The sequence below is a fragment of the Brevibacillus sp. JNUCC-41 genome (assembly GCF_014844095.1).
In the GTDB taxonomy this organism is placed as follows: domain Bacteria; phylum Bacillota; class Bacilli; order Bacillales; family DSM-1321; genus Peribacillus; species Peribacillus aracenensis.
Genome location: NZ_CP062163.1, coordinates 2,674,624 through 2,687,757, shown reverse-complemented (window position 1 = coordinate 2,687,757; position 13,134 = coordinate 2,674,624). Strand labels below are relative to the sequence as shown.

General features: G+C 40.3%; 12 protein-coding genes. 1 reads left to right on the top strand and 11 read right to left on the bottom strand.

Annotated features, from left to right (window positions below; genetic code table 11):
• Positions 1 to 115 precede the first annotated feature (115 nt).
• From JNUCC41_RS13145 to JNUCC41_RS13110, 8 genes are all read right to left on the bottom strand, one after another.
• Positions 116 to 838: an anti-sigma factor gene (locus JNUCC41_RS13145; RefSeq protein ID WP_192207940.1), complete on the bottom strand. Its 723-nt coding sequence runs from the start codon at positions 836 to 838 to the stop codon at positions 116 to 118.
• Positions 839 to 1,393 (bottom strand): RNA polymerase sigma factor, encoded by a 555-nt coding sequence (locus JNUCC41_RS13140; protein WP_192207939.1) that lies wholly within the window; start codon positions 1,391 to 1,393, stop codon positions 839 to 841.
• A gap of 80 nt (positions 1,394 to 1,473) precedes the next feature.
• On the bottom strand, positions 1,474 to 1,944 hold the full coding sequence (locus tag JNUCC41_RS13135) for a COG4315 family predicted lipoprotein (protein ID WP_192207938.1): 471 nt from the start codon (positions 1,942 to 1,944) through the stop codon (positions 1,474 to 1,476).
• Between the two features lie 22 nt (positions 1,945 to 1,966).
• Positions 1,967 to 2,704: an extracellular solute-binding protein gene (locus JNUCC41_RS13130; protein WP_192208153.1), complete on the bottom strand. Its 738-nt coding sequence runs from the start codon at positions 2,702 to 2,704 to the stop codon at positions 1,967 to 1,969.
• 463 nt (positions 2,705 to 3,167) lie between these two features.
• A complete protein-coding gene (locus JNUCC41_RS13125) occupies positions 3,168 to 4,274 on the bottom strand; it encodes a GerAB/ArcD/ProY family transporter (RefSeq protein ID WP_192207937.1) in 1,107 nt (368 codons plus the stop codon).
• Between the two features lie 189 nt (positions 4,275 to 4,463).
• Entirely contained in the window at positions 4,464 to 5,564 is a 1,101-nt protein-coding gene (locus JNUCC41_RS13120; protein WP_192207936.1) for a GerAB/ArcD/ProY family transporter, read from the bottom strand.
• Between the two features lie 265 nt (positions 5,565 to 5,829).
• Positions 5,830 to 7,074, bottom strand: coding sequence for a Ger(x)C family spore germination protein (locus JNUCC41_RS13115; protein ID WP_192207935.1), 1,245 nt, complete (start codon positions 7,072 to 7,074; stop codon positions 5,830 to 5,832).
• Positions 7,071 to 8,648: a spore germination protein gene (locus JNUCC41_RS13110; RefSeq protein ID WP_370662514.1), complete on the bottom strand. Its 1,578-nt coding sequence runs from the start codon at positions 8,646 to 8,648 to the stop codon at positions 7,071 to 7,073. Before JNUCC41_RS13110 ends, JNUCC41_RS13115 begins: the two co-directional genes overlap by 4 nt.
• Before the next feature lie 387 nt (positions 8,649 to 9,035).
• Between JNUCC41_RS13110 and JNUCC41_RS13105 the strand changes: the two genes are divergently transcribed.
• The gene (locus tag JNUCC41_RS13105; RefSeq protein WP_192207933.1) at positions 9,036 to 11,105 is read left to right on the top strand and encodes a Na+/H+ antiporter; all 2,070 of its coding nucleotides are present in this window, start codon (positions 9,036 to 9,038) and stop codon (positions 11,103 to 11,105) included.
• A 352-nt stretch (positions 11,106 to 11,457) separates the two neighbouring features.
• Here JNUCC41_RS13105 and JNUCC41_RS13100 read toward each other — a convergent pair whose 3' ends face one another.
• The 3 genes from JNUCC41_RS13100 to JNUCC41_RS13090 all read right to left on the bottom strand — a co-directional run bounded on the left by JNUCC41_RS13100 (position 11,458) and on the right by JNUCC41_RS13090 (position 13,041).
• Entirely contained in the window at positions 11,458 to 11,874 is a 417-nt protein-coding gene (locus JNUCC41_RS13100; RefSeq protein ID WP_192207932.1) for a DUF3021 domain-containing protein, read from the bottom strand.
• Positions 11,874 to 12,329 carry a LytTR family DNA-binding domain-containing protein gene (locus JNUCC41_RS13095; RefSeq protein ID WP_192207931.1) on the bottom strand — a complete coding sequence of 152 codons (456 nt, stop codon included), beginning with the start codon at positions 12,327 to 12,329 and terminating at the stop codon, positions 11,874 to 11,876. The genes JNUCC41_RS13100 and JNUCC41_RS13095 overlap by 1 nt, the downstream gene beginning before the upstream one ends.
• 226 nt (positions 12,330 to 12,555) lie before the next feature.
• Complete coding sequence (locus JNUCC41_RS13090; protein ID WP_192207930.1) at positions 12,556 to 13,041, bottom strand: PaaI family thioesterase; 486 nt, start codon at positions 13,039 to 13,041, stop codon at positions 12,556 to 12,558.
• Between the last annotated feature and the right edge of the window lie 93 nt (positions 13,042 to 13,134).

The window sequence follows — 13,134 nt, the reverse complement described above, 5'->3', positions numbered from 1 at the left end:
TCATATGAGCTTCCATTGTAAATCGCGACTTCTTCTTGTTTAAATCACTTAGCTATTGAAATCAGGCACGAACAGTAAATAAGAGACTTCCCCTTTTAGGGCAAGTCTCTTATTTTTAAGAAGATCCTACTATTTTTTCACCTCTCGGCTTTGTACTATTTGCATCTGGTTCTCTTGTGATGCCAATATGATTGAATTTATCATTAATGGACAATTTGTATGTCAACGATCCTGTGCCGGCTTCATCAGGCTTGAAAGTTCCTGCGTTTGTCCGTTTTCCATCTTTCAGTAACCACACCTGATACACCTCTGATTCTTGAAGGCTAGGCAAATTCTGAATCTGAACGATTAACCTTCTTTCTTCACCTTGCTGCAAAATGTATGCAGCACCGTCCGTATTCATTTTTACAGCGGTCATATCGGCTGGCTGCAAAGATAGCGACGTTTTAACCTCCATTGGCAGATCGACAGCCGCAAGTTCTTTTTTCAGTTGAATATTGGAATATAACAGCACAAACGCCAAAACCAGTGCGGCCAGTACGAGACCTGAAGTGACTGGTGTAAACTGCTTAAAGAAAAAACTGCTCCAATTCTTTTCCCTTCTCACCGGAGCTTCATCATCAGTCTCAAAGACAAAATTCATAACCTCTGATTTCAGGGAAGAAGAAGGTTCTATTTCTTCGAAATCCCATTTCAATGAATTCCAGGCTTCCGTCATTTGTTCATACTCCCTAGTGCATTCAGAGCATTGCATTAAGTGTTCCGTGAATGCTTTTTTTTCTTTTTCTCCCAGTTCACCCGATAAAAATGAAAGCAGGTTAGTGCACTCTGTATCCATTTACAAACCACCTACTTCCAAATACTTTTTCAACAATTTAAGCGACTGATGAAGTCTGCTCTTGATGGTACCAACCGGTTCATTTTCAATTTTGGCAATTTCCGTTAACGAGTACCCTTTCCAATACAGTAAATCAATCAGCCTTTTTTGCGGCTTGCTTAACTTACTCTTTGCATTGGCAATTTCACTGTATAATAGCCCATTTTCTATATCATTATTAGGATCTTCTATGTCTATTGGATGACTCATGTCCATTTGTTTGTTATTCCGGATATGAACGCTGTCTTTACGGACATAATCCACACACACATTTCGTGTAACGGTCAAAAGCCAGCTTACAAAGTGCCCCTTTTCGGAATTGTAACTGCTTTTTGTGGTCCAGAGCTTTAAAAAGACCAACTGCACAATCTCCTTCGTTTTATCAGCATTTCCATTTGTGAACTTAAAAATAAAACCATAGATTAATTTAATATGCCGGTCATAAAGTTCTTCCAGAGCAGGACGATGCTTTTTCATTACTAATGCCATCAATTCCTTATCAAGTTTTTCTTTCAATCGCACCTGCAACTCCTCACAAGTAAATTTTTGAAAAAAACGTATAACAGGAACGACCATCAATGATCGTCCCTTTTTTCTTATTTTGGAAAAATCGTCTTGTTATTTACAATATACCAAACATTTTTCACACCTTCGCCATTGACATCTCCCGCTGCCTTATCATTCACAAAATAGTAGAGTGGAAAACCTTTGTAGGTTACCTGCTCTTCCCCCGTATCTTCCCTTTTAATGGTTCCAAAGTCTTTTTCCTCAAATCCTCTAGGGACAGCAAAATCCTTTTCCATGAATGGCGGCCATTTTTTGAGACAATCACCCATGCAATTGCTTTTTCCTGATTTATCATTCTTGAAAAAGTAAAGTGTCATTCCCTTGGAATCAGCCAGGTATTCGTCTGTTGTTTCACTTTCCAACAATTTTAGGGTTACCGCTTTTTCATCGGCAGTCCCACTAACCACTTGATCATTTTTTGGTGAATCATCAGCTTCATTTCCACATGCCGCCAAAACTAGGACCATCATAAAAACTGAAAATACCATCCACTTTTTCATATACTCTCACTCCTCATAAAATTTACTTCCATCCCCATTTTTGAAATACTTGATGGGATTCTTCCGTTTTAAGATAATCAATGAATCGTTTTGCTTTTTTCTTGTTTTCACTCTTACTTGTTATGCTTACCGGGGTCCCTCTATAGAGCTTGTCTTCTTCAGGAAGTTGAACCAGGTCCGTCACATCCGCCAGACGGTAATGCCAGGATTCATAAGTAATCCATGCGTCCAATTTAGAATTTGCCTTCCATAGATCGATAGCTTCTGCACTGGACTTCACTGAAATGTCAATATTCCTGCTAATTCCAGGGATCAACCCCTTTCTTCCGGCCAAATCTTCCCATAGCCCCAGTTGCCCGGCTCCATTAACATCTACAATCTTTACGCCCTTCTTCGTTAAATCCTCCAATGACTGTATATTCTTTGGGTTTCCTTTTCTAACCAGAATGCCAGCTGACCGTGCATACAATTCTGTACGTTTTTTTTCATCAAGGACCTCCGGATGATCATGCATGAATTCAGTCAGCATATATTCGGACCCTCCATAAATGATATCCGCATCCTGTTTGGCTTGATCAATCCATTTTTCTTCGGGTCCCGCTGTAACTTCAACTTTTATCCCTGTTTCTTTGGTGAATCGTTCCGCTATTTCCTTGATAGGTCCAAGAGGGCCACCTGGACCGTATACTTTTACGACATCGTTGACAGCTTGCCCCCGTTTCGTACCCATTTCCGGTGAAAATCCTAACAAGACTGCCATCAATGCTATCCAACCGACAAAAATGACCTTTTTCAAGTCTTTTATCTCTCCCCTCTAAAAAGCCTTTGTACTATAGATAACGGGACAAACTTCCAAACGGTTTGAAAAAAATTGTTATTTATTTTTAACTTGCTGCAAAATACATCTAATGATCTCCAGTTTCTCGCAACAAAAAAACCATTCGAAAACGGAATGGTTGCAGATGTAGACAAACTCCAAAATAATTGTGTTTGTCTACAATTTTTTGTAGGTTTTTAAAATTGGCCTTTGATTGGAACGTAGTGCCCGCGGCGCCATTGCGCCTGCGGGTTCTCCCATTGAAGCGCTTTTCGAAGCAGGAGTCTCGTACATTTCATTCCTATCAACTTTGTTTTAACATTAAGATTAGAGCTCCTTTTGCCTACTTTCATGCCCATACTTTTTCAAGCCTCTTAAATCGAAAATCAAAAAATCAGCTGAAAGGTCAGCTCGATTTGCTTCCCTTTCTCTGACTATTTCTTTTTCTAACCATAGCAATTCCCAACAATAACAGAGGAATAATTGTTTGCATCAAAACTCCATGAAAAGGGAAGGCGACCATATCATATCGACTGACAGCCATAGAGCTAGGATACGACCAAAAGCCGAATTCTACAATCAAAATCCCTATCGGCCATACAACAGAACGATAGTCGGAGAGATTCATCCACTGCGCAGTACCCAAAGCAGCTGCATAATAAAACACAGAAATTTTGACAAACGCTCCTACTATCCATACGGCCATGATGGCGGACTCCAAATGTTCAAAAAAGTCGGCTAAACTGATATACCGAGTTACATTCATCAGGGGATAATTCTTTGTGGATGTTGTCGATCCGAGTACAAAAAGAACGATAAGATTCACCACAACTAACGTCATCATCACAGCAAACACAGTCATCATCCCATATTTCATTCCTTTTTTCATATCCGCTAAAAAAGGGAGGAGAAAAATGATCAGGAAAAACTCGCTGAACCATCCTCCCGGTATAATTGAACCTTTGATTGGAGGCATAATTCCATTCCCCAATATCGGGAATATATTCTTAAATTCAAAATCAGGGCCGAGTAAGATGATTAAGAGGAGGATCGGAACGATAAAAACAGGAACAAACAATTGGGCAGCTCTCCCCAACACCTCTATCCCTCCACGGACGATAAAGGCACAGAGGAGTAGCATCGATGCCATGATCACGCTAATCGGAGTTTTGACCAGAAAAGAGTCGACAATAAATTCTCCATACTCCCTTAGGATTTGCCCTGTGATCGGGATATAAAAAAACAAGAATAAAAAACCAAGAATTTTCCCCGGAATCCGACCGATGATCTGTTCACTGAATTGGATAACCGTTTGTTTCGGATAAAGTTTGTGCAGTTTATAAGCAATATACACCGTCGCATACCCGATGAGAGACGCCAAAATGGGGGAAAGCCATAAATCAGCTTTGGCATATTTGGCTGTGATGCTTGGGACACCAAGAATAGCCGTTGCCACGATTGTTGGATATATCATGAATGCCATCTGTAAAGCTGAAATTCTTCCTTTCTCCATCGTCTTCCTCCTTTCTGTGGTAGTACGTAAATCTGAAATCACACAACCCACTGGATAGATTCATTTTTTTGTAAACTCATCAAACGGCTAAAAAAAGATGCAATCCAATCAGTTGGTTCTGCCCCCGTTGCGCGAGAATGAACATAGATAGCACCTTATCGATAGGATATTTAGCATAAAAACGCCCATTCAGCTTGTTTCGGTTCCTTTACGTTTTCTTTTCCTTAAAACCGCAATCACCAACAATATCAGAGGAATAATCGTTTGCATCAAGATTCCTTGTAAAGGGAAGGCCATGATATCATTACGATTAACATCTATTGAGCTAGGCAACGACCAAAAACTGAAAATGACAATCAGGATCCCCATCGGCCATACAACGGGCCGATAGTCGGAAAGATTCAGCCACTGCGCCGTACCTAAAGCAGATACATAATAAAATACGGAAATTTTTAAAAACGCCCCTACTATCCATACCGCCATGACCGCGGACTCCACATGTTCAAAAAAGTCGGCGATACTAATGTATCGAGATGTATTCATCAAGGGGTAATTCTTTGAGGGTGTTGTTCCCCCTAGTACAAATAGAACCAAAAGATTCACCACGATTAATGTCATCATCACGGCAAATACAGTCATCATCCCGGATTTCATCCCTTTTTTCATATCCGCCAAAAAAGGAAGAAGAAAAATGATCAGAAAAAACTCGCTGAACCATCCTCCCGGTACAATCGCACCCTTGATTGGGGGCATTAAGCCATTACCCAATACCGGAAATATATTCATAAAATCGAAGTCAGGAATCAGCAAGAGAATTACGATACAGATTGGGAAAATAAAAACCGGTACAAACAACTCAGCAGCTCGCCCCAACACCTCTATTCCCCCGCGTACGATGAAAGCACACAAAAGCACCATCGATGCCATGATCACACTAATGGGGGTATTTACCAGAAAAGAGCTGACAACAAATTCCGCGTAGTCTCTAACGATTATCCCCGTGTTCTGGATATAAAAAAACAAAAGTAAGAAACCGATAATTTTCCCCGGAATCAGACCAATGATCTTTTCAGTGAATTGGAAAACCGTTTGTTTTGGAAAAATTTTATGCAGTTTATATGCAATATACACCGTCAGATACCCTATTAGCGCAGCAAAAATGGGGGAAAGCCATAGATCAGTTTTGGCATATTTGGCAGTGATGCTTGGAACTCCGAGCATAGCCGTTGCCACAATCGTCGGATACATCATGAATGCCATCTGCAGAGATGAAATTTTTCCTTTCTCCATCTGCTCCCTCCTTTCTTTAATGGAATGAATTTAATCCCGCAACAGATTCACTTTTCCATAAACTCTCCAAATGGCCTGAAAAGAGTTTCCATCCATTGAGTGGGTCCTGACATCTGAGGGAGATTGAACATGGACAGAACCAAGCCAGTGAGGAGCAGTGTAAGAAATGCCACTTTATCTTTTTTGGGATTTTTTTTCATTTTTGGCCATTCAAACAAAATGATTAAAGCTACGATCACGGTTGTACACAAAAAAGCCCCCCATCTCACTTGACCTTCACCTCATTTTCAGACAAGCCTGCCGGTTTGTTTATATAGCCCTGTCTTCGAATATGGGCCGCAACATCGATTTCCACTTCCATCTCAGCGAATATATCCTCCCAGTGGTTTTCGACCTTATTAAACTGTTTAGGGTATTTCCTATAGAAATCTTTACCCACCCCTAAAATGTCCGCTTTCTTATCCTGAGTATGCAGAAAAGCCATATAGATGCGGTCTTCTATATCTTTTTGGTATGCTCGTTCTGCAGCTTTTAGCATTTTTGGACTTGAAAGGTTTAAATTCGTTCCATTTTGTATAACAGCTCCTTCTGTATTTACCTTCACTAACAATTTCCATTTGTTATTTCGAAATTGTGGAATCTTCTTGATTTGAGCCGTCACTGGATTCAAAGAAATCTCCCCTTTCACACCTTCGGGTTGAAAGGTCACAGTGTATGATTCCATTTCATCCCTTAACCACAACAGCCCTCTTGTTTCTTTTTCCGTCATCGTCCCGGTCATCTTATCTTTTTTAAAAACGGCTGTTCCGACAATGTAAGGAATCCCCTGTAATTTTGTTTGCCCTTTCCCCGGCGGCAATATTTTAACGACTGGAAGTACGGCAGCTTGAGGTTTACCTGTTAACATTTCATCTAAATCCTGTAGTGTGACCAGCATCCCAATATGTAAGTCAGATAGTTCTCTAAGCACTTCCCCTGAATAGTTTTCCAGGGGTGGCAAAGATTCAAGGATAGGCTTTGCTATCCCTTTACTGACATACACATTTGCTTTCTCTCTTGGCTGAGGATGGCGTAACAAAAAATCCAGCTGCTCTTGAATTCCTTCCATCGCTAACTTTTCACCGAATACAAATACTTTACAATGTCCCCAAAATATTTTTCGCGGAAGCTTGCTTTGAAGCTTAGACAATGCATCTGAAATATTGGAGCCTTTTGCAAATCTCACCATTGTCGTAACCCCACTCCCCCCTTGACTGCTCCCTCCTTGACCGCCTCCACTGCTAATTGAACTTGGAATGAAGACTTGGACGGATAGTTCGATTTGATTATTACCCTTCTTATCGATGGTGGCTGCTGTGACAATCGCCAAATCAGTGATTTCTATTCGATCCCAACAACCGCTTAGAAAAGGGGTCGTTCCACAAATAACGAGGAAAAGAAGGACGCTTTTCATGAAGTCTCGCTTCTTTCCTTTCTCCGAGATCCTTTTTCGCTTCCAGCAATTATTCACTCCGTTTCACTCCCCCTTTTTGGATTTGGTTTCTGTTCCTGGGCTTGACGGTATACATTAGAATCCCCTGTGAGACGCGGACGTGTATCCATCATCCACCAAGGGGCTCTCCACAGAACATCTTTCAGCTCTTTACCTTTTAACGTCGCCAGTGGCGCTAAGTATGGTACGCCAAAGGAACGTAAGCTGCATAAGTGAATGACTATGGCGATGATTCCCATCATTATGCCAAGCAGCCCTAAGGTACCGGCAAGCAGCATCATTGGGAATCGCAGCATCCGGAAAGCAATTCCGGCAATATAGCGAGGTATCATAAAAGAAGCGATTCCCGTAATCGCAACCACAATGACCATTGGCGCTGAAACTAACCCCGCTTGTACGGAAGCTTGACCAATCACTAGCGCTCCAACAATGCTGACGGCAGAACCTACCTGCTTCGGCAATCGAACCCCTGCCTCCCTTAGTGCTTCAAACGTAATTTCCATAGCCAATGCCTCTACTATTGCAGGAAAAGGGACCGATTCCCGGGATGCTGCTATGCTTAGCAGGAGTGCGGTTGGGACCGCCTCATGATGGAACGTTAAAATAGCAACATAAAGTGAAGGAAGCAAAAGAGATAATCCCATAAAAAAATATCGTAACCAACGGATAAATGTGCCTGCCATAAAACGTTGAGCATAATCCTCTTGTGATTGAATCAAAGAAAAGAAAGATATTGGTGCAATTAAAGTAAAAGGAGTTCCTTCTACAAGAATGACAGCTCGTCCCTCCAGCAAGCTGGCACAGGCTACATCCGGCCGTTCTGTCGACATGATCTGAGGGAAAGGTGAAAACGGATTGTCCTCAATCATTTCCTCGATGTACTCGCTTTCTAAAATACCGTCTATTTTAATTCGTTCCAACCGTGTTGAAATCTCTTCAATCAGTGTTTTATCCGCAAGTCCATCTATATAAGCAATTGAAACATTCGTCCTGGTAAGAGTTCCAATCTTCATAGATTGTATTTTAAGGGCAGGACTTTTGATAATACGTCGCAATTGGGAAGTATTTACCTCTAGAGATTCAATAAATCCCTCTCTTGACCCCCTAACTCCCCCCTCTGCCACAGGTTCTTCAATCGCCCGCTTTTCCCATTTGGACAATCCTAAAGAAAATCCATCGCTTCCCCCTTCATATAGAAGGATCGGATTTCCAGAGGAAATCGATTCAATGCAATCCGCCAACAAATTTACTTTTACCACTTTAGGAACGGGCATTTTATGTTCAATAAACTCATTTAATGGTTGTGGTTCTTTTGATGACCCCTGCATGAGTGGGGAAAGCACATATTGCTCTATCGCCTCGATGTCTGAGAGTCCCGCAATGTAAATGAGCATCGCCCGCGTCTTTCCGAAAAGTAAGAACGAGCGGAACATGACATCCGAGCAATTATCATAAACAGAACGAAGTGATTCTACATTTTGACTGAAATTCGCATCAAGTGAATCTGCAGGTTTGGAATCCAGGTAATCATTTTGTACCAGGGATTTTTTTTCTTTCTTTTTTCTTAGCAATTTGCCAACATTACGAATCAAGCTGGTTACCCCCATTTTTTTGCAGGTCGCTCTAACTCCATTTTTCTATGTTTCTTCATTAAGGGTATTTTATACAGAAAATCATGAGCTCAGCATGAACCTATATTTAGCAAATTGAAAAGTTATGTTATAAGTTGATATTGAATAAACCGTAATACTTTGTGATATCCTGTTTGTAATTAATAACAAAGGGGTATATCAAAAACCGAGGCCAGTGAAAAATGCTGCCTCTGTTTAAGTATGGATTTTGAAAGATATGCAAGGCCATAAAGTAGGGGATACTTTTTAAAGTATGGATATTCGCTTTAAAATACCTCTGCTTTTTTATCATTTTATAGAAGATTCATGGGCAAACAGACTAAAACATTAGAAGATAAGGGAGATTCTATGTCATTCTTAATCACATTGCTCGGATTATTAGTTTCCACAATAATCGCTACAATATTAAATGCCAAATGGACTCGTATTCCACTGCCGATATATCAGATATCCATGGGAGCAATACTTTCATTATTGCCATTTCCATTATCGTTGGATTTTCACTCAGAATTATTCATGATCTGTGTCATTGCTCCGCTTCTCTTTACAGAAGGAAAAAATACGTCCCGTAAAGAATTGCTTGAATTGCGTAAACCTATTCTGTTATTGGCCTTTGGGTTAGTGTTCGTGACTGTTTTTGCAGGAGGGTTTTTCATCCACTGGTTAATACCCGATATGCCGATGGCTGTCGCTTTTGCTTTAGCAGCAACGATTACCCCTACAGATGCCGTAGCGGTACAATCGATTACAAAAGGGTTGAAATTGCCCGGAAATATGATGCCCATCCTTGAAGGTGAATCACTTTTCAATGATGCTGCTGGAATCGTTGCTTTTAAAGTTGCCTTGACAGCTGCCCTAACTGGGGTATTTTCTATAAAAGATGCTTCGCTAAATTTTATATTTGTAGCTTTAGGCGGTATCTTTATAGGTATCCTATTGGGCTATTTAATCGTTAAATTACGATTATTTTTACGGGTTCATGGACTCGAAGAAATCTCCATGTCCATTGTTATTGAATTGATTACGCCTTTTGCCATATATATGGTAGCTGAGGAATTCCATGTATCCGGAATCTTGGCAGTGGTTGCTGCAGGTGTAATCCATGGCATCGAGCGGGACCGCCTTCAGAGTTCCACAACTAAATTGCAAATTGTGTCAACTAATACATGGTCTGTATTAGGTTATGTTTTGAATGGACTTGTATTTGCTTTATTAGGATTCATGTTGCCGAGTGTTTATCAGGAAATTGAGTCCGACCAAAATAGGGGTAATCTTTTTGGGATAAGTGTTCTGATTGTTCTTTTATTATTGGTGATCCGTTTTATTTGGGTATACATTTTACATGATACTTTCACGAAAAACAGAGTGAATCCCTTAGAGCAATTCATCATGTCAAGGGTTCATCCAGAAGATAGCGAAAACACCCATGATGATTATGTCTCAAGATCCCGATTTGCATTTTTGACATCCGTTTGCGGCATTCATGGTACCATCACATTGGCCACAGCTTTATCCATACCATATTTCATGCCGGATGACACTTTATTCCCGATGCGTAATACAGTCTTGTTTATCGCAGCTTGCGTCATATTGTTAAGCGTCATATTGGCTACGGTTCTTTTGCCATTACTGGTAAAGACACCGGTTGTATTCAAAGATGAGCGCCTAACCCCTGAGGAGGCTTATGAAATTGTTTTAAATAAAACGATCGAACAGCTGAGCAAAGAAGCAACCATCGATAATCAGAAAGCAGTCCATCAAGTGATGGAAGATTTAAATGAACAACTGATAGATTTGGAGCGGGGAATAACGAATAGACCGGATAATCGGACAATACGCGATTTAGTGGAGCTAGGTGCCAACAAGGAATTGGAGGTCGTTTCTGGATTAGTCGAAAAAGGGACTATATCGGAAACAGCCTTTGAACTTTATAAAGTGTATATTTCAAGAACCTTAAATTATATGCAAAAATCTTCGCTGAAAAGGGCTTGGATCAATTTGCAGGCCATTCTTTTCAAGAAAAAGATCAATGTCAAATGGGATAAGAAATGGGAAGCTAAATTGGAGGACTCCATCGTTAAAAATGCTGACCTGATACGTGAGTTCCGTAAAGCACAAAAAGAAGCTTCAAAGGAAGCTATTTCATTGATCAAACAACAAACTACACCTGAAAACCGTCATGAAGTCATGCTTGTCATTCAAAGATATAATCGTTATTTGAATCCATTCGGAACATTAAGTGAAAAAGAAGCTAATCGCTTTGAAGAGATGGTGAGTCATTTTCAGTTGAATGCAATGCAAATTGAACGTGATATCATTCAGCAAATGGTTGAAGATGAGCAAATATCCATGAAAACAGCGACTGAGCTTAGACAGAACTTAATCTATGATGAAATGTTAATGATAGAAAGCCGATAAATACAAAGAGACACCGATACAACAACGAGCGGTGTCTCTTTATTTAAATCCAAAGGGGGTCAAATAAATGTAGAAATATCATAGGAAAAATGAAAATAAAAAGACCTGCTATAGATCGAGCAGGTATAAGGGTTTCAGTTTAAGTTGGTACGATATCTTCATGGCACCTGATCCCATTATCCTTTTTGGTGTTCTTGTTCGGTCAAATGGTAAGTTCGTTTTACAGATTTAACTGTTGTTTCAATTGAACATACTGCAGTTGATAAGGCATCATGAAGCCGGCGGGTTATACGAAAATTCCTTTATTTTCTTGCGGTTCAGCTTTAAACCTCTCTAACTGATCGATCCACGCTCAATTCTCTCTTTTATCAAGTCCATCATTCAATATCTTCACTTGATGGCGGAAATATAGATAGAAAATGATCCAAATGATCATATAGAATGGTATGAAAATCCCAATTCCTATAGCTAATCCTTTTAAGCTGAATGGAATCCACCCAACAAAGAAGGATAATAGGAAGTAAAGGATGCTGACAGTCAGGAAGTGCAGAATGGTTTGAGATAATAAACTCCATTTTTCATTTTCAAAGATGATTGTTGCCGTGCTGAAGAACCAGCCACAGCATAAGCAGCCTATCGCGTTTTTTACAAATATTTCACTGTCTAATGCAGTGACCTCCCCAAAAGCGATCACTCCAAAACACGTCAGCACCATCACGAGTGCCCCAAGGCAAATCCCAGCAAAGCTACGGAATAATAGTGTTTTCATCATAATCCCTTCCTTTTCCATTGAAATGCTTTCTTGATCCCTTGAACATAGTGGCGAGAAACATATTCTTTTTCCCCTGATCGGAAATACACACATAAGGTACCGTTGAAAGATGCCTCGAATCTGTTTAACTCATCCAAATTGGCAATCACTGACTTGGACAAACGCACGAATTGATTACCAGGAAGGTCCTTTTCCAGTTCATATAACCTTTCTTTCATTTCGAAAGTACCCTGTTTCGTCCGCACCATTATGGAATCTTGCTCTGTGAACAAACAGATAATTTCTTCTGCCCGGAAGACATGCTGCATCCCTTCTTTTCTACCAACAAAATACGGTCTTTTCCTCTCCTTCAAGCGCTCCATCAGTTCCTGCACTTCCTCATTCCATTCATGATTGCGGATAAGCACCTCTATCGCCTTGATCTCCTTATCTATCTCTACGTTTATTTTCATTCTGCGACCTCCCTTTGCTTATAATGTAAGTATATTAATATCTTTGATATATCGTTTGTGATTTCCAGCTAAATGTCGCTTTATAGCGATAACATGCTTGAAATGGATACTCATATGCACTAAATAACCGTCCAAATAATTGGACGGCCCTTTGCAAAAATTTTAATTCCCTTTTGATTGCGTTCATATTAATTAGCTTATTTAATGAACTTTTCCAAGAGTTCGATCACTCTTTGCTTGTAAACGTACTTGGCATCACCACAGCGACAACCTCGCCTCGGGCGCAAAGTTTATCGATCGCAAATACCTCTGTTTCGATTCTCCATTTCTTAGGATGAATCTCATGAATTTTTCCAACGGCCATTAATGGCACATCATTTGGGGTTGGCTTTACGAACTCCACTTTCAGTGAAGCTGTCACGAACCTGGGAGGCTCCACTCCATCTCCAACTTCATGCCCATTTTTACGATGCATTGCCAGTGCAGCTGAACCTGTTCCATGACAATCAATTAACGATGCAATCAAGCCACCATAAACAAATCCTGGAATTGCGATATGCTCTGGACGTGGTGTATAAATTGTCCTTGTTTGTTCGCCTTGCCAACCCGTTCGAAAATGATGACCATCTTTATTTAACCGACCACATCCATAACACCATGCAAATTCATCTGGATAATCATCTTGAATCGCTTTTAACACATTCTCCTCCATCAACTCTCCCCCTTTTTCAGAATATTATAACACCACTAAAGGATAATCGGTCTATTTAGGTAAATGGTGAAAGAGTAGTGTTTTAGTTTTAAT

Bases quoted from the DNA above. Each gene is read 5' to 3' on its own strand.
- JNUCC41_RS13145 (WP_192207940.1), bottom strand. From the start codon at position 838: ATGGATACAGAGTGCACTAACCTGCTTTCATTTTTATCGGGTGAACTG.
- JNUCC41_RS13135 (WP_192207938.1), bottom strand. From the start codon at position 1,944: ATGAAAAAGTGGATGGTATTTTCAGTTTTTATGATGGTCCTAGTTTTG.
- JNUCC41_RS13130 (WP_192208153.1), bottom strand. From the start codon at position 2,704: ATGGCAGTCTTGTTAGGATTTTCACCGGAAATGGGTACGAAACGGGGG.
- JNUCC41_RS13125 (WP_192207937.1), bottom strand. From the start codon at position 4,274: ATGGAGAAAGGAAGAATTTCAGCTTTACAGATGGCATTCATGATATAT.
- JNUCC41_RS13120 (WP_192207936.1), bottom strand. From the start codon at position 5,564: ATGGAGAAAGGAAAAATTTCATCTCTGCAGATGGCATTCATGATGTAT.
- JNUCC41_RS13105 (WP_192207933.1), top strand. From the start codon at position 9,036: ATGTCATTCTTAATCACATTGCTCGGATTATTAGTTTCCACAATAATC.
- JNUCC41_RS13100 (WP_192207932.1), bottom strand. From the start codon at position 11,874: ATGAAAACACTATTATTCCGTAGCTTTGCTGGGATTTGCCTTGGGGCA.
- JNUCC41_RS13095 (WP_192207931.1), bottom strand. From the start codon at position 12,329: ATGAAAATAAACGTAGAGATAGATAAGGAGATCAAGGCGATAGAGGTG.
- JNUCC41_RS13090 (WP_192207930.1), bottom strand. From the start codon at position 13,041: ATGGAGGAGAATGTGTTAAAAGCGATTCAAGATGATTATCCAGATGAA.